The following is a 21,734-nucleotide window of genomic DNA, read 5'->3' on the forward strand; positions in this document are numbered from 1 at the left end:
CTGCCTTTTTGAGACAGCCTCGTTCTTCCACCGCTGGTTTGCGTCATCTATCGTCTTACCTTCATTATCGACCCTGTTATAGACGATATGTAGGTGTGCGTGTTCCGTATCGTGGTGCCGGACCATTAGTACCTGCGTATCACTGATCTTCATCTTGGCAAGGTATTCTTTGGCTACCGCCACCATGATTTCGTCTGTCAGCATCGGGGTATCTTCGGGACTCCAGTTCAGCGCGATATGGCCGACCGCCTGTCCCAATGATGGTCTCATCTTGCGCTGCATATTAAAATCCGCGATAGCATGGGCTGCCGCATCACTACGGATTCCATCGGCTGACAGTACTTCCGCATCTTTCTTGAGCATACAGTATTCCACACAGCCCTTAAAGGACCTACCGGATTTAACCACTTTTCCCATCATCGCTGTTGATGTATTTCAATGTTGTGTCTATTTCTTTCAGCAGGAAATCGCAGCGTATGGCTATGCCAAGGATACCTCCGGTATGTGCGAGCTTCGCCAACTGGTTGAGATTGTTGGCCATTCCTGAAAGCATGTGGAGTATGCGCCTGTCCTCACCGGTTATCCTTGCCGTTATCTTTGCGTTCAATGCCGAAGCCCTGACCCAGTCACTGATCCGCATTCCTGCCTGTGTTGCCCTGGTCTCAATAAGGAACCTTTCGGAAGTGGTCAGACGTACACGGATACCATTATTCCGTTTTATCTTTTTGCAAGGTGCCCCTCCTTTTTTATGGAGGTTGTGATCTGGTTTTTCTGTATTGCTGTTCTCCATAATTACCGCTCTTTTACCTGTTATTGTCTCTGCTGTTTATTCGGAGCCCGCGGGGTGCCCATACGGCACCCCGCCCCTCCATGCGACCATCGGGAGCAGGGAGCAAGTTTGCCCCCGCCGAAAGGCATAGGGGGAGTTTTTGTGTAACAAAAACACAAACTTGCTTCTTACAAAACGGTAAAATATAGCGTGCGGTAGCGACGTCATATTTTACCGTTTTCATCGCTATGATAGCTCTCCAAAAAGTTATCATGGCGCTTCCTCCGCTGGGATACCCGGCACCTCTTTTCATTACATGGTTGCCGTTTAGCTGTATAGCTCGACATACAGCTAATTGATAGGCAATATATTCAGGCTGACAATGGACTGAATATACCGTCAACAGATCGGCTCCATATCTAGATAGTTGAATATTTCGACAGCTCACTGAGGTCCCTCCTTTCCACTACCAGTTTTGATTAGCTCTCTTTTGTGGGACGGAAACCAGACAAGGCTTCCCTGTGTGGGATGGTAGGAAGGCTGATAACGAACGTAGCCGAATGCGTCGAGTTCACGTATGCATTTGTGGTAAGTAGCAATAGACCTGATCCGACTGAACCCCATGAGCTTTTTTCGGGAGACGTGGAAAGGATTCGTACAACCTTCCCGCTGATAGATCACAAACAGTGCGGTCAATAGACTGACATGGGTGGCCAGCATTCTGCTGTCCGCACCGATGCGCCCTATCCACTCGCCAAAGTCAGAAGTATTGTTCACTATGGTATCCCGTATCATGGGCGACCTCCTTCCATCATCTTCTGGATGTCTTCAAGGCGGTAATACATGATGCCTCCCACTTTGGAATGACGCAAGGTACCATTGATCCGTAGGTTCTGCAGGGTACCGGCAGAAATATTGAGCATCCCGCGCACGTCAGCGCTCCTTACCCATTCTTTCTTCTCCCGAGGTTTTAAGATTGATTTGATTTCGCCCAGCAGTTCAGACTTGAACTGCTTTAAATCTTCTCTTGTGATAATGTCTATCTGCATAAAAGTCCCTATTTGGTGAATAGGACAAAGGAATGGACTTGCGTTTATAGCGGACTACCATACAGTTCTTCATGGTAATATGACACGGTTTGGACACAAAAATAATAAACTGTATTTCAAGCTAATACAACTCAACATCATTTAACATGAATACCAACATTTTAGTTTCTTTTTCTAATGGGTTTAATTTCAAAAAGACTTTGTCGGGATGGTATAGGCGCTGATCGGGCGCTCGGATTTCGCTTATCCTCTGGAAAGTATCGCCGTACTCTGTCAAATTTGATATCTTCGTGATCTTCCCTGAAATATTTACAGATCATCTTTACCCATACTATTGAAAATTCCGAGAAGACAAGCTCTTTTCCTTCTACTTTCAGGTCTGACAATTTTATGAACAGGTCGAGAACAGTTAGCACCCTGCCTTTGGGTATATTGATATACTCCGGTGTATCCAGACTGGTGGCTACTTTAAGCTCGGACCGAAGGCGTATTATATCTTGTTCGAGTGCATATATTTTCTGTTCCTGCCGCTCGATGATTGGCTGATCGGAACTATGGATATTCCACCTGTCAAGTGAGGAAAGTATCCATCTCAACCTTTTTAGCCGTTCGGCGTTCATAATGTTGCGGATGTGGTCCTTGTCGTAAACATCCTTTGTCTCCAATACCTGTAGCTGCGCACTGATATTTTCCCAGAGGTACTGGAAAAAGACCTTTTCCTCACCCTGCGGGTGCCTGTCCAAGTAAAATTTCAGGTGGTGATAGTAGAAGTCCTCGAGCCTCTCCTCGGGTATAGTAAACAGCCTGTTGAAAAGATGCCTCAAAAAATGTTTCCTGCTCCAACTAATGGGATTCCCTATATCAAACGTGTCACTTCTAAAATCAAAGCGTGCACGAGGTCTGAAAAAAGTGATACTCATAAGCGTTTACATTTGGTTATACCCAAATTTAAGGATTTCATTCGAAATACATTCATGCCCCGGCAAGAACGGAAACAGGGTTGAAAAAAATTAAATACCATACCAATCGTGACTGCCTCCCATCTACCCTATCCCTTTCAGTAGCCGGGAATAGGTTGCTGCAGCCTCAAATATCTTTCACAACCGATAGCGCCACCGGATCTCTGTTAAACCATAAATCTTATTTATAAGGGCTTAATTTACTTTGTATAAACCGAAGAAAGAAGCACCGCACTATAGGAAAAAATAAAAATGTTGAATCCTCTTGTACAGGTTGTTCCCAAATGATAGAGTTCCTATAAAAAATAGCAGAAATATCGGTATCAACGCAACTGATATGGTATGAAAATAATATAAACATATAAGAATATAGATAAAATTGAGTCTTCCCCCCACTTTGGGTGATAATTCTGTCTATTTGACTTAAACATTCAAATTTTAATAATGGCATCAAAACTTATTTTTTGATGATATTGACACCTTCAAAGTTATATCAGTAGACAAGCAACAAAAATCTACTGTAAGAGCACAACTGGGATCTGCTGCCACTCCATCAAGCCTTCCCGATTCGGTAAGGCTATCAGGTCATCAGACATATAACAAAATTTAGAAGAATAATATAAGGCTAACCCGCTATTTTAATATGTCGTAATCTTAAACTCTTTTAAATAAAATTCTAATGGCTCAATCCCTACCTGAGCGCGTCTTGAGTTGACATCTTTCTTTTCCCGGATCGGTAAGAGAAAATAGCTACCATCATTATTAACACCTATTTGAGAACCATATATCTGGAAGCCGGTTTTCCACAATGAATGCTTATCTTTAATTATAACATAACTTTGTGGCTGTATTTTTTTTTCAATAAAAGCCTTTTCTACAAGAGGGAGATACTTCTCTCTTGTTCGAGGTTCGGCATGAGCAACTAAAGTGGATAATACTATGTTTCCATCTGTACCAATATCTGTTGCACTGAGCCAGCCATATTTTTTCAAAATTTTCGCCAATTCCTTGATATGCTTTTTGCTGACCTTTTTAAGAGTTTTTGATTTATTGCGATTTTGTTTGCTGTTCATTCCGAATTTAGAGATATTTTCAGTGAGTTGTTTCCTTACCTCTTGATCTTCTTCCAGCATCTCTAATAAGATTACTTTTACAGAATCCATTTCCTGTTTCCTGTTCAGATTTTTTTGAACAATATCAATAAGTTTTTGCCATCGATCATCATTTTGAAGATTAATAAATAATCTCTCGCTCTCGATAGATAAACGATCAGAATAATATGCTTTTTCAGCAATATTAAATAAATTCGAAAATGCACTATCAATCACACCACTTGCAGCCCAACTTTTAGCTGCCATAAAACGATGAGAGGTAGCTCCCTTCCAGCCAAAAGATTGAAAAGCTTTAGAATAAAACGAGGATGCTTCAGAGAACTTTTCTATCTTAAACAGAGAGTCTGCAACCTTTACATTATATTCATACATCGGGGTTCGTGCTTGCGAGTGACCGTCAAGGGGATAATAAACAACGATATAAAACATTAAAATCCGTACCAAAGATAATTTCATCATAATCTATTTTAAGGACATGTTATTTATGTTCAATATTCTATACTTGAACCTTTAATAAAAATAAAAACAAAGTTTTAAAAAAATGAAAAAAGTAATTGAATAATTATTGTTTAAAAAAAATAAATCTTTGAAAATGGTACTTGTATTGCATATATTCATCCTAAAAGACTGTTGATTTTAGGATAGTTCACAAAAATTATAACTTAATTTTCAAGAACTTATTTGCAGTTGATTATTAGTCCTGTAAAATGAATTAGAGCATAAGCAATTGTTCCAGTATATTTTCATTATTTAAACCTAGCTTCTCAAAGACTATTTTTGTTTCACGTTGATTTTGCAACAATTTAAAAAAATCAGATTTTCCATATTTTTTGATACCATATTCACAAACAACACTTGCAATAACATAGCTGGCAGGAAAATCATGTTTCCAATAAGACTTGTCAAATATATTAGATTGACAAACTTTCCAAACATCTATGTTACTAATCTCTTTTTTAAATCTGGCTTTAAGTTGCTCATATGATAATGTTCCACTTCCACCTAAATAAGTAGCAAGCCCTTCGTCAAAGAACTGATTTATACCAGGCACAGCTTTCCTGATATACAGATGGCTGATTTCATGTGGATAATATTCCGAATTATTTGCAGATAGTATATTGTCTTTATAAACAACGCCACCGGTACTATCTGCGAACATCATCGGGTGATATTGAAATCCCTGCATATTAAAAAATTCTTCTACTGTCGATGCGGAATAGTAAGTTAATGAGATCTTGGGTATATCAAAATATTTAGAAATTGTTTTATTAAACTTTATTTGTTCTTTAATATCCTTATTAATATTTTTCAATCTATTTCTACTAATGTAATAGGTCATTTCTTCTTTTTCTATTTTTTGCCATGTCTGCTCAATAAAATTCAGATAAGAAGAAATTTTTACTGTATCATTATCATACTTTGCTATTAGGTTTACAATACCTTTTAAAAGGGGCTTGCTAGAAGAGATAAAACTAATCTTCACAATAAATTGCTTCTGAGGAATCCATGGTATTATCTCCATTATGCAAGGGTCGAAAACATGTTTTCCAGAATTATTCTTCTCCATGTCTTGCAGGAAGAAAAATGGACTACCAAATCGGTCAAAATCAGATCTCTCGCAATATTTATATCTATTAATATTGGTGTAGTCATCCCTAAATCTTAAAAAACTATCGACAGTATTGACAATCTTCTGATTGATAGGTATTTCTAAATCAACTATAGGTGAAACGGCAATAGATGGTTTTCCCTGACTATAAGCGGAAATTAAAATAAAAAATTTTAAAAGTAGCAATAAGTATTTCATATTATTTTATTCAGTGAAAGAATTAACTAAAGCTATAACATTTTTTTCTAATTCTTGTTATGGCAGTCGTGGTCTTTTATGATGTAAATGATACAAATCCCCCCTTCACCCTACGAGCTACACATCTAAAGATCAAAACAGAGAAAAACCCGCAAATTAGATATTAGGTTTAATAAGCGCATAAAAGCTAAATTTATTTGCAAATCAGACAGAAAATATGTATATTTAACTATAGCATTTGCAGTTAAAATGTATTTGAAAAAAGGTGCGTTATTCGGGGAGTCGAATAGCAAAAGCCCCTCAAAATATTGTTAAACGCTGATTTTCGGACAAGGTTCGAATCCCAGCGGGATCACAGAAAGAAAAGCTAATCGTAAGATTAGCTTTTTTTGTTTAGGAATATCAGGATTTGAAGGAAGTGTCGGTAGGGTTTGATCCAAGGAGGCACAAGGATGGACCAGTCATAACACACAAGCTTGTTCTGTGAAATATTATTCCGGAAGCAATATGACTTCCAAAAATTTCACCATTTCTGCTCCCGCTATAGTATGGGCACGTAATTCAATCACTTGCTTGCCCTTTGGCAATGTCACCGTACCCAATTCAAGCTGATGTTCACGCAAACCAACGGAAGAAGACGGATCTATTGTAAAATCAATATTCTTCCCCCCTAAATTCAAGCCCAGGTTCCCTCCTGTACCTACAACATCTTTCACATACCGTATAGCCACCTTGAAGCGTCCGCCATTTAACACATGGGTATCCCATCTTAACCCTTGACTTAACCTAGTCCAACCCGTCACATAATAGCGATTCTTTTTACCGTCCCCAAACTTCATCGGATTCCCGATCTGTTTTGCATAAAAGGTCAGTAGCCGATTTTTATTGACATGATGATCCACATACATTAAAGTAGGATTTATTGGATTAGCTATGCTATCCTTCAATTGCACCACTACGACCAGGTCATCATCCTCAGAAGCAATTTGATCTATAGGAATATGCAGTCCATCTTTGTCGGACCTATATTTTCCGATAGTTTCTCCCGACAATAACGAAACCGAATTAACCTGAGCAATCAATCCGCCGACAATCAGATCATTCCGTTGAGGGCGCTCAAACACGTGTAAATACAGGGTATTTTTACGCTGAGTAATGACTCCCCAAGGCTGACGAGACAAGCGAGATGGTGCAACATCAATGACACTTTCACTATTCCCCCGCATCCACCGACCTAATCCCTTTAAAATAGCGACATCAGCGCTGTCGATGCTTCCGTCGCCCTTGGGTCCAATATTCATTAGAATATTCCCACCCATGGCTTTAGCCTTGGCTAAGAGTTTGATAAAATGCGCTGCTGGTTTATGGCTCTTGTCAGTCGACGAATAACCGTAGGATTCATTGGTAGTTGGTATGGCCTCCCAATAAGCGCCAGAAGCAACTGGATAATATTCCTCAGGTCGATCTGCCGTATTCAGGTAATCGCCGTAATTCTTTTCCTCGGTACGTGCCAATCGACCATTGACAATAATATTCGGATCAGCTGTTCGAATAGCCTTTAAAATTCGCAGGTTTTCAGACAGCGGCAACTTATGCGGTGTGTCAAACCATAACAAATCCGGATGATAGCGCTGAATAAGTTCCTCAATCTGAGGAATCGCCTTTTGATCTACGTAATGCCGAGCCTTTGTCAACCATTCAGGATGTTTGTCAAACCAATTTGTGCCACCCAACAATTTATCCCCGCCGGGATTACGGTAATCCCAGTCATTACCGGGAGCATCCGGATGCTCCCAGTCAAAAGCATGCGAATAATAGAAGCCAAACAAGAGTCCATGTCTATGGCAGGCAGCTGCTAATTCCGCCAACGGGTCCCTTTTGAATGCCGTGCTTGACAATGAGTAGTCACTTGAAAATGCAGAAGGATACATCGCAAAGCCATCATGGTGCTTAGCCGTAATAATAAAATATTTCATCCCTGCATTTTTTGCCAACAATACCCATTCCTCCGCATTAAACTTTAGGGGATTAAATCGACGTGCTGAATCAAGATACTCACTACGTGGGATTTTCATCACACGCATCAGATGCTCCGCATAGCCCCCGCCCGCCTTCCCTTTCCAAATATTTCCATATTGGGAATAAACGCCCCAATGAACAAACATACCAAATGAGGCGGCCTTCCATTTCTCCAAGCGTTGTTCACGAGTTAATGCGGCACGTTTCCACCAACCGGTTTCTGCTTCAACAATCGCATTTTTATCACGTGTTGTCGCATCATTAAACATATTTGGAGCCTCATTGCCTTCATTTACATTTTTAGTCTGTGCGCTCGAAAAAAAAACGCCCGAAGAAACCATAAAAAGAAAAAAACACTTGATTTTAAACATAACGTTGGTTTTATGAAGACAGCAAATACCACCTGAAAGATTTCAGACGGATACCTTTTCTAAATTTATTGGATTATCGTTCCTTGCGACCTAATGGAAGGAATGCAGGATCAATTTTAACTATAGTCAAAAATACGCTAAAACTACATTTTACAAGTGTACAATTCGTTCCTTTTAGGGGAAATATTGATCCAGGTCCCCAAAATGAAAACCTATTCTTCAATAAGGTGTTTATATAGTCTATACATCTTAAAATAATAAACAGTGATTTGGACAATAGATTGGTCCATGGTCACGAAAAGATCTTTTTCAATATTTTTAATGTAATCAGATACAAGCTATCTGTATTTATTGAATATTTGTCTAAAACTTTAAATTAATATGGAAAAACTAACCGCCAAAGCCAGTATCCAAATTCAGAAACCGATCAACGAAGTTTTTGAGGCTATTGTAGATCCCAATAAAATGAATCATTATTTTATAAAATCTTCGACTGGACGTCTAGAGACAGATAAAACGGTAGAATGGACATTTCCAGAATTTCCCGACAGTTTTCCCCTGACAGGAAAAACCATCAGGCCCAATTCATATATCTCTTTCGACTGGAGCGGGGGACTTCCCAATCAACTGGTAGAAATCGCACTATCCACATTCGGAGAAAACGCGACCGTCATAAAGATTACAGAACACGAGATGAACAACGATGCAGATGGAATTTTAATGATGATGCGACAAACAGAGGGTTGGGCCAACTTTTTAGCTTGCATGAAAGCGTATCTAGAATATGGTATCAATCTGAGAACTGGGGCTTTCGATTTTATGTTCCAAAGATAGTTCTCTCTAAAAATAGCTGCTCATCGAATTACTTCAAATATAATATATTCAATTGAGATTATCCGAATATCCGTCAAATACATAAACTATACATGGCAAAAAATAAAACGGCATATACCGAAGCACCTGTCCAAGACTTTATAAAAACAGTTGACGACCCACAAAAACAAATCGATAGTGCAACACTGATACAATTAATGGAAACCACAACGGGTGAGCCGGCTAAAATGTACGGACCAACGATCATCGGATTTGGAAACTATCATTATACCTATATAAGTGGGCACGAAGGCTATGCTCCTTTGATCGCATTTAGCCCCCGAAAATCAGCAATCTCCCTTTATGTATTTACCGGTGCCGATGAGCATCGACATTTAGTCGATCAGCTCGGGAAATTTAAAATAGGCAAAGCCTGCATATACATCAAGAAATTAAGCGACATCAACATAGAAATACTCCATCAGCTTATGTCCGAAACGATACAGTTTATTGAAAATAAGTATACGAGAATCAAAGAATAGCACAAATTATGACAACGAGCATCGCAACAATAGACGAATATATCAATCAATTTGACGGGGAGAAAAAAGAATATCTGATCAAGGTGAGACAGCTTATCGCTGGCCTAGTCCCTCCCGATGCAGATGAAACGATCTCCTATCAAATGCCTACTTTCAGATACAAGGGTAATATCATCCATTTTGCGATGAACAAAAACCATTTGGGCCTATATCCAGGACCTGCTGCTATCGAGCACTTCATTACAGAACTCAAAAATTTTAAAACCACAAAAGGGGCAATACAAATCCCTTTGGATCAACCGATTCCAACACAAATAATTACCGATATTGTCAATTTTAATATTGATACACTTAAAGACAAACAAGGCCCCAATTGGTACCAAAGCCGAGGGAACTGGCAGGAGGCTGAAGAACTCATGCAAGAGATCATCCAGCAAACTTCCTTAAAAAAGGAATTCAAATGGGGGAGCTATATCTATACGCATAAAGGGAAAAATGTTATTGGTTGGGGCGGCTTTAAAAATTTCTTCTCCCTCCATTCAAACCCAACCCATCCATATCATTTATGGTCATTTGCGAAAGCAAAGAGGAAATTGATCGTATCTGGAATTCACTTGCTGTGGAAGGTAACACCTTAATGCCTTTAAACTCCTACCCTTTGAGCCCTTACTACGGCTGGTTGGCCGACAAGTTTAGCGTAAATTGGCAATTATACCTCGGTAAACTGAGCGATACCAACCAACAGGCAATTGTACCTACGCTAATGTATTGCGGAGAGCAACAAGGAAATTGCGAACAAGCACTAGCATTTTATGCAGAATTATTTCATGATTTTCGAAGCAATGGGATCATGAAATACACAGAAGGTGAATATACCGGATCAATCCAACATACCCAATTTTTAGTCCGGGATTTTACACTCATGGCAATGGATAGCGGAGTTCCACAAAATTTCACTTTTAACAAAGGCATTTCACTCACTATTCTATGTAAAGATCAGCAGGAAATTGATTATTTCTGGAATACGATCACGAAGAAAGGCAAAGAGAGCATGTGTGGCTGGTGCAAAGACGAATTCGGTGTAAGCTGGCAGATCGTACCCGAACAAATTGCAACATTACTAAAGCGACCAGGGGCAAATGAAGCGCTCATAAGAATGAAAAAGATCATTATTCAGGAACTCATTGGATAATTTCAAAATAAATCTCAAGCTGAGGGGAACAGCTTTTAAAATAGTATTAAGAAAAAAGGGGATGAATAATCCCCTTTTTATGCTTTCACTTGCAACGCCAGAGCGTATAATTTCATTTGCTTAATCATGGATAGCAAGCCATTTGCCCGAGTTGGTGACAAATGTTCTTTCAGCCCTATTTTATCCACAAAATATAAATCGGCATCAACAATCTCCTTGGCGGTATGTCCAGATAGTACTTTGACCATTAAACTCACCAAGCCTTTTGTGATAATTGCATCGCTATCTGCCGTAAAATACACTTTTCCATCCTTTATTTCCGGAAAAAGCCATACTTTGGACTGACATCCTTTGATGATATATTCATCTGTTTTGTATTGTTCATCAATTAGAGGCACTTCTTTTCCCAGCTGGATGATGTACTCATATTTTTCCATCCAATCCGTAAAGAAAGCAAAATCCTCAATTAATTCATCCTGTATTTCATTAATGGTCATACCTATTTTTTATTAAACCAACATATTGACCGCGCGTTGGATACCGGCGACCAAAATATCTATTTCCTCTTTTGTATTATATACGGCTAAAGAAGCACGAATAGTTCCCGGAATACCGAACCTATCCATGACAGGTTGGGCACAATGATGGCCTGTACGTACAGCGATCCCCAATTTATCCAAGATCACACCAACGTCGTAAGGATGCGTGCCATCAATTACAAATGAAATAACGGAACATTTCTGCTCGGCCGTTCCAATAAACCGCATGCCCGGAATTTCAGCCAACTTCTCCGTAGCGTATTGCAACAAATCATGTTCGTAGGCCTCGATATTTTCCAGACCTATAGAATTGATATAATCGATGGCCTCGTTCAAACAGATACCGGCTTCAATATTAGGCGTACCCGCCTCAAATTTAAAAGGCAATTCATTATAGGTCGTTTTTTCAAAAGTAACCTCTTTAATCATATCTCCACCACCTTGATAAGGTGGCATCGCGTTCAATAGCTCCTCTTTGCCATATAACACTCCTACACCTGTAGGACCGTACATTTTATGTCCGGAAAATACCAGAAAATCTACATCCAGCTTTTGAACATCAATCTGTATATGTTGAACAGCCTGCGCAGCATCGACTAAAACAACAGCACCATGTCCATGAGCAATTGAAATCATCTCACGCACAGGATTGATTGTCCCAAGGGAGTTTGAAACATAGGTTACAGCAACTAATTTGGTTTTCTCATTAAACAAATTGCTGTAGGCATCCATATCAAGCTCACCTTTATCATTCATCGGAATGACCCGAATTTTACAGCCCTTTTCATCACAGAGCATCTGCCAAGGCACAATATTGGAATGGTGTTCCATCGCTGAAATAATAATCTCATCACTTTCGTGAATAAAAGCTCTGCCATAACAAGTGGCAATCAGATTAATTCCATCTGTTGTTCCTTTGGTGATAATGATTTCCTTATCTTCAGCAGCATGGATGAAAGCCTGAACTTTTTTTCGAGTCACCTCAAAAGCGTCCGTCGATATCTGACTAAGATAATGTACGCCCCGATGCACATTACTATTCATATCTGTATAATAATGTACAATCGAATTGATAACAGAACTCGGCTTCTGTGTTGTCGCGCCATTATCCAAATAAACCAATGGTTTACCATTTACTTCTCTCTTAAGAATCGGAAAATCGGCTCGTATTTTATCTATATTAAATTTTTCCAACGTCGTCTAAATAATTTATACAAAGTTAATAGTATTTTATCGAATACAGGACGGTCAATCTGTTTTTTATGTCATTATCAATGTCGGTTTTCCAAGGTATCCTCAGCCAAAAAAGTAATTTTTGGCATTTTAAACAATTATAATTAGCTTTTATAATTTATTGATGCTATTTAGTACCTTTGTAATCATATGCAAGAATTACCTCTAAATTTACCGGAAGGCTCACGTAAAGAAGTGATGACCTATTTGGAACCGTTCATGCTCAATGAGATGAGCGAATACCTGAAGCCTGTTGAAGAGATGTGGCAACCTGCCGATTTTCTTCCAGATTCTTCTAGGGACACTTTTTTTGAGGAAGTAAAAGAGTTGCAGGAAAGTGCAAAAGAGCTCTCTTATGATTTGGTCGCAGTATTGGTTGGAGACACCATCACCGAAGAGGCCCTTCCAACGTACGAATCGTGGTTGACCATGGTAGAAGACGTTGACAAAAACGAGCAAGGTGGATGGATGAAATGGGTACGCGCTTGGACGGCTGAAGAAAACCGTCACGGTGACCTATTGAACAAATACCTTTATTTGTCGGGTAGAATAGACATGCGCCAATTTGAAATGTCTACACAATATCTTATTCAAGACGGTTTTGATATTGGTACTGGTGCAGACCCATACCGGAATTTTATTTATACTTCATTTCAGGAATTAGCGACCAACGTTTCCCATCGTCGTGTATCTGGGCTTTCCAAAAAAAGCGGCGATAAACTTTTGGCAAAAATGTGTGGGGTCATCGCATCTGATGAGGCACGTCATGCTAAAGCTTATATGTCTTTTATTTCAAAAGCAATCACCGTAGACCCGAGTGAAGTCATGATTGCATTTGAGGATATGATGCGTAAAAAAATCGTTATGCCGGCCCAGTTCTTAAGAGAAGCCGGTGAGCCCCAAGGAGAGGCATTTGCACATTTCTCGGACGCAGCCCAACGATTGGGAGTATATACTGCTTTGGACTACGTGGATATCTTGAAAGAGCTGAACAGTGAATGGAAAATAGATCAAGTTAATGGCCTGAATGATAAAGGTGAGAAAGCGAGAGATTATCTACTAAAACTACCAGATCGTTTGGCTAGACTGGCTGATCGGATGAAGGTTCCAGAAAAAGATTATAAATTCAAATGGATTTATTAATATAAAAAAAGCTTGATTTAATAATCAAGCTTTTTTTATATCAATAACTTTAATGTTTCAAAGTTGCGCACTTTACTTTACATTCCCCATCAATTTACGTACAACAGGAGATAAGGCTATAAGCACCACACCAGCAATCAAAGAATATAAGCCCAATTGTTTATAACTCTCCGTATAAGTCACCAGTTTATCCGCCAATGAACTTCCTTCCTTAGCTTCAGCCATACTAGCACCAATCAAGCCTGCTACGTATTGACCGTAAGCACTTGCCAAGAACCACATGCCCATCATGATACCTTGTAATCTTGCTGGAGACAATTTCGTCATAATGGAAAGACCAATTGGTGATAGACAAAGCTCCCCAACGGTAATCACAAGCAGTGCCAGAGTAAAGACATCCAATGAGGTCATACCATCGTGAGCAAATAAACGCGTAGCAAATAGGACATAATAACCTAATCCCAAGAAAACAAAGCCAAGACCAAACTTAATAATGGTATTTGGCTCAAGTTTACGTTTGCCCAGCCAAATCCAAAAAAGACCAAAAAGAGGTGCTAATGCAATAATAAATAATGCTCCACCTGAATTGTTAACGCCATTTGGATCGAGCGTCATAACGCCCAATAAGGAATCATTCAAATGCTTAGCAGCAAAGATGCTTAAGGAACCGCCACTTTGCTCATATATACCCCAAAAAATAATCGAGAAAAGGATAAACACCAGCGCGGCAATTAATTTATTCCGCTCTTCAGCAGTCACTTTAGACATTTCATAAAAAAGATATAACAGCGTCAATGGGCCGATCGTGTACATAAAATAGTCTGTATACTGCGTTTTTGACACCATGATCTGAATAATAGGGATAAAAATCAACGTGGCAATATATACGGCATATTCTACCCATTTCGGTAATGCTTTCGTCTTTACTATGGCCTCAGGATCCCCAGGTTGAAGTCCAATTGGTCCTAAATGCCTTTTGGTAAAGTGAAAATTCACTAAACTAACCAACATGCCTACCGCCGCCAAACCAAAAGCAACATTCCAGCGATGTCCCTCAGAAATAATTGACGTCAGCATATATCCTTTACCGATCGCAACACAGATATATCCGCCTAAGAATGCGCCTAAATTTATTCCCGCATAAAACAAGGAAAAGCCGCCATCACGACGAACATCACCTTTTTTATACAGCTCGCCTACCATCGTCGATATGTTGGGTTTAAAGAAACCCGTACCTATAATGATAAATGATAAACCAAAAAAGAAATATTTATGCGGATCTGCTGCAAGAAATAAGCTTCCTACGATCATCAATAAGCCACCCCAGAATAAAGACTTTCTGAAACCAAGAATTTTGTCTGCAAACAGCCCTCCTATGAATGTAAACGCATATACAAATGCTTGTGTCGCTCCATACTGTAAATTGGCATCCTTTTCAGCAAAGTTTAGCTGTGTGATCATAAAGAACACCAACATCCCGCGCATACCATAGAAACAGAATCTTTCCCACATCTCGGAAAAAAACAAACTCCAGATTTGCTTTGGGTACTTCCCGTCAAAATTTTGAATCTCTTCTAGCGATTCCCTTGTACTAACCTCCATACTAATTTATATTAATCAAAAAAGCTTCTTTCGCAAAAGAAGCTTATATATTTGTTATTTAATTCCGTGCATCAATCGTTTAATCAATGGATTAAACAGCATTACTAACAGGCCTGCTAAGGCAGGAATTGCTGTAAATAAGAAGAAGAAATAACTCAAGGAGTGCTCCTCTTGAATTGTTTCCACTTGTCCGCCCAATACCGCTGCAACCTTCTGTGCAATAGCAATCGCCAAATACCATATTCCAAACATAAATGCGAGCATGCGAGCCGGCACCAATTTGGATACGTAAGAAAGACCTACCGGTGAAATAAATAATTCGCCCAATGTATGGAACAAATAGGTCAGCACCAAAAATACCATCGAGATTTTAGCCCCTTGGCTTATCCCCATAGATCCCAACCCGATAATAAAAAATCCTATCGCAACCAAAATCAAACCAAAGCCATATTTAAAGGCTGCCGATGGGTTATATTTGGACTCCCAAATTTTGGATACCGAGGAGGCAAGTGCAATGATAAAAAATGAGTTTAGGATCGAAAACCAGGAGACTTTAATTTCTGATGCTTCTTTATTGAATTCATTGTACAACATCCAGATTACTGCTCCCCAGATCAACCCAAAACAGATAAACAATACGATATTTGAAATGGCAATTTTGTTCCAGGTTACTTTTGCCAATTTAATCAGAACCCAAGAGATAATCGAAAGCGGTACAATCGTCAATAAACCATTTACCACATTAAAGGTCGTCAATGCAGCACCAGTAAGTGATCTATCAATATTATCTCTCGCCACAAGAACCAACGAAGTTGCCCCCTGCTCAAAGCTCATAAAAAAGAAGACCAAGAAAAACGCTAGCAACACGACCGCAAACATCCGATCCCTTACAACCTTATCATAACGCAAAATCCGTGTCACAATAAGATATATGAAGAGAATTAACGCCACAATGACCATGATATATTGACCTCTAAGAAACGGTGTATCCAAACCAGAAAACACATCAACAATACCATTCTTAGACAAAGGGTCATTGAAAGCATATACGAAACCGATAATAGAAACTATCGCGATCAATACATAATCCCGTATGGTAAATGGATTTCTGGTATCGGTATCCTCAGCGATAACTTGGTGTTCCCCTGAAGTCGACTTAGTTAAAACACCCAGATTTCCCATGAGCGGTTTTGCGAAAACAAACTGCAGTGTTCCCAAAAGCATAAAGATACCAGCCAAGCCGAATCCCCAATGCCAACCATACGTTTCGGCTATATATCCACATAGCATCATGCCAAAGAAAGCACCAGCATTGACCCCCATGTAGAATATGGTATAAGCTCCATCTTTTTTCTCTGGTAGATCTTTATACATTTCACCTAAGATAGAAGGCATATTGGGTTTGAAAAAACCTGTTCCAATAACTAAACAGATCAAACCCAGAAAAAACATAATGGAAGTATCAAAGGCCATGGCAGCATGTCCAAGCGTCATAATCGCCGAACCGATGATCACAGCTTTCCGTGATCCAATATATTTATCCGCTATAATCCCTCCTAGAATAGGAGTTAAATAGAGCATCATGGCATAGGTTCCATAAAGTGCTCCCGCTTGTTGTGCAGTCCAGGACCATCCCGAGAAAGGACTACCTTGAATAACTGCAGCAGTTAAAAACTGCATTAAGAGTACACGCATCCCGTAGAACGAAAAACGTTCCCACATTTCAGTAAAGAAAAGGACAAAGAGTCCTGAACGCTGTCCCAATACATTTGACTTAAAAAAATCAGTCGACGGGCTATTCGTTATATCCCCGTTTAATCTCCCCATAAATAATCAACCTTTATTTTTTGATAAAATACTTACAAAGAAACAAAAACAAAATCACTTTTGACCAAAATAAAGTTGCATAAACAAAAAAAGGCAACCCATTTGGATTGCCTTTTCGGTAACATTTTTAATATGCCTTATCTTTTGTGCAATTGCTCATAAAGATCAATAACCTTTTTCTGCAATTCAATTACTTCGCCATCGCGTTGTTGTAATTTTTGCGTCAAAGCATTCACCTCGTTTACATACTCTTTATCTTCTTCAGAATCTGAAGTAGATAAAAGTTGAACAACTGTCAAATTGAATAATTTTGAGATTTGATTCAGGCGAGACAAATTCACATCTGTAATCCCTGTTTCAATTTTAGAAAATGCTGGGATTGAGATATCCAATCGTTTTGCAACATCCTCTTGACTCCACCCCTTTTGGTGTCTAAGTAATCTGATTTTTTTTCCTAATGCATTCATCTGGTAGATATTTTAAACAAAAATAATAAATTACAATTTAATTTACATTAAATTATAATTTTTTCTCTAAAAATCTCTAAAAAACCGATCAGCCAGCACAGACAAATTAACCCCATTATAATTATTTAAACTCATAAGAAGTAAATTGTAACCTTTTGATTTGACACCATCTAAAAATGAATAGAGCCCATCCAAACTCACAACAACCTCTAAATCAGGGTTATTAAAATTATTCTTAATATTATTGGGGACACTTTCGATATCTTTATTAAGTTCTTTACAGGAATTTATATTCACGTAGACCACAGAGACATCCGACTCTTTCATTGAGTTTGCATATTGTAACAAAAACGATGAATCTAAACTATCATACGAGTTTAATTCGATAATTGTAACCAATTTCTGATTAGGAAATTGCTCTTTCACGGCGTGAATACTTGACTTCACTTTATCCGCATTACAGGCATAATCCTGATAAACCACAGATCCTTCCGAGCTTGCAACAAACTCCAAATAACGAATCGAAGTATTAAAACTTTTTATGGCCTCAAAGAACTCTTTCTTTTTGATCCCCAACCATTCGCAGATCGTATACGCCCCAGCAATATTAGATAGGTTGTGCTTACCAAACACTTGCAATGGAACGTCGCCATCCGGTGTATTGATGTAAGTCACCCCTTTATTAATTGTATAATCAGGAATCTTATAGCCATGTCTATTGATCTTACAATCTTTTGTATCTTGAAGAACCTTCTGTAACACAACATCTTCCTTATTATAAATTAAGGTACCTTTAGGCGGAATTGAGTCAATAAAATCTTCAAATTGTTTAATATATTCCTCTTGAGATATTTTTGAGTTAAACTCATTCCATACAATACCCGAAATTAACGCTATATTCGGTTTATAATACAAAAATTTGGACTTCGGATCAATCTTAGATGAAACATATTCATCTCCTTCGATAATAATAATCTTATTATGCTTAGTAATATCGACCAACTTATCAAAGCCTCTTAATTGAGCTCCTACCAAATAGTCAAATTCTTTTCCTAGAAATCGCATAACATGCATCACCATGCTCGTTATGGTTGTCTTACCGTAACTTCCAGCGATAACCACCCGGATTTTATCCTGCGAAAGCTCTTGTATAAATTCTGGAAAAGAATAAATTTTAAGACCTAATTCCTGGGCCCGCTTTAATTCAGGATTATCTGCCTGGGCATGAGCGCCCAAGATCACAGCATCAATATCCTCCGTTACTTTTTCTTCAAACCACCCCAATTGATTAGGAAGCAATCCTGCTTCAATCAAATGAGAACGGGAGGGCTCTACGATCTGATCGTCAGAACCGGTCACTTGATGCCCTTGTTTTGCCAATGAAATAGCAAGGTTATGCATCACACTACCACCTATTGCTATAAAATGAATCCGCATAGCTAAATTATCGCTTCACAAACTTGGCTGCACACCAATTATTTAAAACTTTATTGGAGATAAACTCAAAACCCAATGCGGTCGCCGCATCGCTTAAGATTGCTAAATCTTCCTGCTCATAGAAACCACTTAGGTACAGCTCACCCCCTGTACGAATGCTCAAGGCATACTGAGGTAATTGTTCTAAAAGAATGTTACGGTTAATATTTGCCAAAATCACATCAAAGACCCGACCGGCCAAAACTTCGTAAGATCCACAGAGCGCTTCGATATGCTCAACATGATTGAGTGCCCTATTTTCGATTACACTTTCAACACATATCTCATCATAATCCACAGCCAATACAGCTTTCGCGCCTTTTTTTGATGCTAAAATGGCCAGTATCCCTGTACCGCAGCCCATGTCCAAAACCTGCTTGCCCATAAAATCATTCTCCAAAATATACTGAAGCATCATCGAAGTTGTTTGATGATGGCCGGTGCCAAAAGACATCTTCGGATCTATAATGATTTCATAGGGAAACTCAGGTTTGGCCTCATGAAAAGTTGCACGCACATAGCATTGCCCTCCTACCTCTATTGGGTTGAAATTGCTTTCCCACAATTTATTCCAATTCTGATTTTCTATTTCCTGTATCTTATAATCGACCTCCAGGCCTTCATAAGGTTGAAGCATCAGCGTTTCTAATGCTTGCAAGTCAAGATTTGCAGCTGAAATATAAGCTGCAAATCCAGATTCGGTATCCTCAAAAGTATCAAAGCCAATATCAGCCAAATCAGATATCAACAAATCCTTCTGCCATTCTTCACCTGATCGCATTTGAAAGATAACCTCTACGTATTTCATTTCTAAAAATTAGCCGTTAAATACTTTAGCGATATCAATAAAATCTCTCGATTTTAAAGAAGCACCTCCAATCAAACCACCATCGATGTCGGCTTGAGCAAACAAATCTTTTGCATTACCTGGATTACAAGACCCTCCATATAGAATACTTGTATTATCAGCAATCTCCTGACCATATTGATCAGCTAACACCTCACGAATAAATTTATGAACCTCCTGTGCTTGCTCAGGGCTAGCTGTCAAGCCAGTACCAATTGCCCAAACTGGTTCATATGCCAACACCACAGCTGCAAAAGCTTCTTTAGACAAGTGGAACAATCCATCTGTCAATTGTGTTTTGATCACATCAAAGAAAGCTCCAGATTCGCGTTCCTCTCTTGTTTCTCCAATACAGAATATTGGGGTTAAATCATGCTTTAATGCAATATCCACTTTAGATGCCAACAATGCATCAGTTTCACCAAAATAAGCACGTCTTTCAGAGTGACCTAAAATAACATGTGAAGCACCTACTGATTTTACTTGTGAAGCCGAAATCTCACCTGTATAAGCACCCGACTCCGCTTGGTGAATATTCTGAGCACCAATATTTACATTCGCGACATTTTTAGACAGTTGCCCAAGACTTGACAAATGAATAAATGGACTACAAACAACCAATTCCTGGTTTCCAATCACTTCATCTTTGGCCATATTGATAATTTCAGAAAACAAGCTCAATCCTGATTGATAGTCTAAATTCATTTTCCAATTACCAGCTACGATTTTTTTACGCATGATTTTACGATTTAATTATATTTTTTGTTAAGTTGATTCAATTTATCTTTAATCTGCTCCGTGAGCTCTTCCCCTTTTGATGCATACAGCGTCTCCAGATATGCCATAAACTTATCAAATTCATAAGTCTGAGCACCTCCGTCAAACACCCAAGCAAATGACGGTACAAATTTAGCATAAAAACTTGTATCTGCTAGCATGCTTGCAATTCCAATTACTGTTCCTGTATTTAAAGCCGAATTGATGCCAAGGCGAGTATAGTCTCCAATAAAGGCACCGCATTTTAAAAGACCTGTATCCCGAACACTATCTAATGCATAATCGTAAATTGAAACAGTCTTTAAGTTATTCTTCAAATTGGAATTAGAGGTACCAGCTCCTAAATTACACCAATCTCCTATTACCGAGCACCCTAGATAACCATGATGCCCCTTGGCCGAAAAATCACCAATGACCGAATTCCCGATCTCTCCCCCAATAACACTCTGCTTCCCTACCGAAACATTCCCATAAATCGTAGCGCCCATTTTTACAACGGCTCCTTTACCAAGATATAATGGACCACGCAAATGCGCGCCCTCCATAATTGTAACATCTTCATCGATATATATGGGACCTTGTAGGGTATTGAGCGTAGCACATTCCATGCTAACACGATCAGCCACATAAAGATCATTACCTAACAATTGATTTGTTCCAGATATACTGAACGACTGAACACCTTGTACCAGATGATTGAAATCATGTGTTATTTCAGTCCCTGTGAGCAAAAATAGATCTTCTATCCCTTTTAATAGATCAATGGATATATCAACCTCTTGCACACGATAAGAGTCTATATGTGTATAACAACAAGCTAAAACGTATCCGTCCTGTACAAGGACCTCTCCGACACGCAATCGCTGTAGAAGCTGTAATAAGGCTACTGACGGAATAACGTTCTCAGACACCCATATAAGCCCCTCCTTATCCGCATCGTTGGCAACATAGTGTACATCAAATTTTAAAGCTAATTTTGCCCATTTCTCCCGTAAAGTCAGTATACCAACCCGAAGGTCCAAACAAGATTTCACGAAAGTAAATGGATAAAGACTCTTTCTATCAAAAGTAGTTAATGGGGTGCTAAGCTTATCCAACAATTGGATCGAATCAAAGCAATCTGTAAAGAAGATTTTCACAAATTAAAAATAACAAAAAAAACCCGACAAATTATATTTATCGAGTTCTTA

The 21,734-nt window shown here is 38.9% G+C and carries 23 protein-coding genes; 5 read left to right on the forward strand and 18 right to left on the reverse strand.

The genetic code is table 11. The annotated features are described in order from the left end of the window. The 9 genes from B3E92_RS05455 to B3E92_RS05495 form a co-directional block, all read right to left on the reverse strand. A partial coding sequence (locus B3E92_RS05455; protein ID WP_286895719.1) for a relaxase/mobilization nuclease domain-containing protein occupies nt 1–420 on the reverse strand: 420 nt, incomplete at its 3' end. Then, nucleotides 401–790 (reverse strand): plasmid mobilization protein, encoded by a 390-nt coding sequence (locus B3E92_RS05460; RefSeq protein WP_286895721.1) that lies wholly within the window; start codon nt 788–790, stop codon nt 401–403. The genes B3E92_RS05460 and B3E92_RS05455, both read right to left, overlap by 20 nt. A gap of 13 nt (nt 791–803) precedes the next feature. After that, on the reverse strand, nt 804–1,082 hold the full coding sequence (locus B3E92_RS05465; RefSeq protein WP_286895723.1) for a hypothetical protein: 279 nt from the start codon (nt 1,080–1,082) through the stop codon (nt 804–806). 131 nt (nt 1,083–1,213) lie between these two features. Then, nucleotides 1,214–1,564, reverse strand: coding sequence for a hypothetical protein (locus B3E92_RS05470; RefSeq protein ID WP_286895725.1), 351 nt, complete (start codon nt 1,562–1,564; stop codon nt 1,214–1,216). Beyond that, entirely contained in the window at nt 1,561–1,818 is a 258-nt protein-coding gene (locus B3E92_RS05475; protein WP_286895727.1) for a helix-turn-helix domain-containing protein, read from the reverse strand. The genes B3E92_RS05470 and B3E92_RS05475 overlap by 4 nt, the downstream gene beginning before the upstream one ends. A 161-nt stretch (nt 1,819–1,979) precedes the next feature. Continuing rightward, a complete protein-coding gene (locus B3E92_RS05480; RefSeq protein ID WP_286895730.1) occupies nt 1,980–2,738 on the reverse strand; it encodes a hypothetical protein in 759 nt (252 codons plus the stop codon). A 677-nt stretch (nt 2,739–3,415) separates the two neighbouring features. Beyond that, nucleotides 3,416–4,348 (reverse strand): DUF6624 domain-containing protein, encoded by a 933-nt coding sequence (locus tag B3E92_RS05485; RefSeq protein WP_286895732.1) that lies wholly within the window; start codon nt 4,346–4,348, stop codon nt 3,416–3,418. A gap of 253 nt (nt 4,349–4,601) precedes the next feature. Next, a complete protein-coding gene (locus tag B3E92_RS05490) occupies nt 4,602–5,696 on the reverse strand; it encodes a hypothetical protein (protein ID WP_286895734.1) in 1,095 nt (364 codons plus the stop codon). Between the two features lie 491 nt (nt 5,697–6,187). Next, the gene (locus tag B3E92_RS05495; RefSeq protein WP_070566076.1) at nt 6,188–8,086 is read right to left on the reverse strand and encodes an alpha-L-fucosidase; all 1,899 of its coding nucleotides are present in this window, start codon (nt 8,084–8,086) and stop codon (nt 6,188–6,190) included. Between the two features lie 381 nt (nt 8,087–8,467). Here B3E92_RS05495 and B3E92_RS05500 point away from each other — a divergent pair, with 381 nt between their 5' ends. From B3E92_RS05500 to B3E92_RS05515, 4 genes are all read left to right on the forward strand, one after another. After that, on the forward strand, nt 8,468–8,920 hold the full coding sequence (locus B3E92_RS05500) for an SRPBCC domain-containing protein (protein WP_070566079.1): 453 nt from the start codon (nt 8,468–8,470) through the stop codon (nt 8,918–8,920). Between the two features lie 92 nt (nt 8,921–9,012). Further along, nucleotides 9,013–9,441 (forward strand): DUF1801 domain-containing protein, encoded by a 429-nt coding sequence (locus B3E92_RS05505; protein WP_070566081.1) that lies wholly within the window; start codon nt 9,013–9,015, stop codon nt 9,439–9,441. An 8-nt stretch (nt 9,442–9,449) separates the two neighbouring features. Beyond that, nucleotides 9,450–10,079 carry a DUF1801 domain-containing protein gene (locus B3E92_RS05510; protein ID WP_083295943.1) on the forward strand — a complete coding sequence of 210 codons (630 nt, stop codon included), beginning with the start codon at nt 9,450–9,452 and terminating at the stop codon, nt 10,077–10,079. Further along, on the forward strand, nt 10,007–10,633 hold the full coding sequence (locus B3E92_RS05515; RefSeq protein ID WP_070566083.1) for a VOC family protein: 627 nt from the start codon (nt 10,007–10,009) through the stop codon (nt 10,631–10,633). The genes B3E92_RS05510 and B3E92_RS05515 overlap by 73 nt, the downstream gene beginning before the upstream one ends. Nucleotides 10,634–10,710: 77 nt before the next feature. Here B3E92_RS05515 and B3E92_RS05520 read toward each other — a convergent pair whose 3' ends face one another. Continuing rightward, entirely contained in the window at nt 10,711–11,130 is a 420-nt protein-coding gene (locus B3E92_RS05520; protein ID WP_070566085.1) for a SufE family protein, read from the reverse strand. Between the two features lie 12 nt (nt 11,131–11,142). Continuing rightward, on the reverse strand, nt 11,143–12,366 hold the full coding sequence (locus B3E92_RS05525; protein WP_286895739.1) for a cysteine desulfurase: 1,224 nt from the start codon (nt 12,364–12,366) through the stop codon (nt 11,143–11,145). Nucleotides 12,367–12,555: 189 nt separating this feature from the next. Here B3E92_RS05525 and B3E92_RS05530 point away from each other — a divergent pair, with 189 nt between their 5' ends. After that, complete coding sequence (locus tag B3E92_RS05530) at nt 12,556–13,548, forward strand: acyl-ACP desaturase (RefSeq protein WP_070566089.1); 993 nt, start codon at nt 12,556–12,558, stop codon at nt 13,546–13,548. Between the two features lie 72 nt (nt 13,549–13,620). On the opposite strand, the gene B3E92_RS05535 is transcribed toward B3E92_RS05530, so the two are convergent. From B3E92_RS05535 to B3E92_RS05565, 7 genes are all read right to left on the reverse strand, one after another. Further along, nucleotides 13,621–15,150, reverse strand: coding sequence for a peptide MFS transporter (locus B3E92_RS05535; protein WP_070566091.1), 1,530 nt, complete (start codon nt 15,148–15,150; stop codon nt 13,621–13,623). A gap of 54 nt (nt 15,151–15,204) precedes the next feature. Beyond that, nucleotides 15,205–16,977 (reverse strand): peptide MFS transporter, encoded by a 1,773-nt coding sequence (locus tag B3E92_RS05540; RefSeq protein WP_070566093.1) that lies wholly within the window; start codon nt 16,975–16,977, stop codon nt 15,205–15,207. Nucleotides 16,978–17,114: 137 nt separating this feature from the next. Then, a complete protein-coding gene (locus B3E92_RS05545) occupies nt 17,115–17,444 on the reverse strand; it encodes a helix-turn-helix domain-containing protein (protein ID WP_070566095.1) in 330 nt (109 codons plus the stop codon). 66 nt (nt 17,445–17,510) lie between these two features. Continuing rightward, nucleotides 17,511–18,881 carry a Mur ligase domain-containing protein gene (locus B3E92_RS05550; RefSeq protein WP_070566097.1) on the reverse strand — a complete coding sequence of 457 codons (1,371 nt, stop codon included), beginning with the start codon at nt 18,879–18,881 and terminating at the stop codon, nt 17,511–17,513. Nucleotides 18,882–18,888: 7 nt separating this feature from the next. Continuing rightward, the gene (gene prmA, locus B3E92_RS05555; RefSeq protein ID WP_070566098.1) at nt 18,889–19,728 is read right to left on the reverse strand and encodes a 50S ribosomal protein L11 methyltransferase; all 840 of its coding nucleotides are present in this window, start codon (nt 19,726–19,728) and stop codon (nt 18,889–18,891) included. A 9-nt stretch (nt 19,729–19,737) separates the two neighbouring features. Continuing rightward, nucleotides 19,738–20,505: a triose-phosphate isomerase gene (tpiA, locus tag B3E92_RS05560; RefSeq protein WP_070566100.1), complete on the reverse strand. Its 768-nt coding sequence runs from the start codon at nt 20,503–20,505 to the stop codon at nt 19,738–19,740. An 11-nt stretch (nt 20,506–20,516) separates the two neighbouring features. Then, on the reverse strand, nt 20,517–21,683 hold the full coding sequence (locus tag B3E92_RS05565) for a putative sugar nucleotidyl transferase (RefSeq protein WP_286834770.1): 1,167 nt from the start codon (nt 21,681–21,683) through the stop codon (nt 20,517–20,519). Nucleotides 21,684–21,734 lie beyond the last annotated feature (51 nt).

This window comes from Sphingobacterium sp. UBA6317 (assembly GCF_002440385.1).
Lineage (GTDB): Bacteria > Bacteroidota > Bacteroidia > Sphingobacteriales > Sphingobacteriaceae > Sphingobacterium > Sphingobacterium multivorum.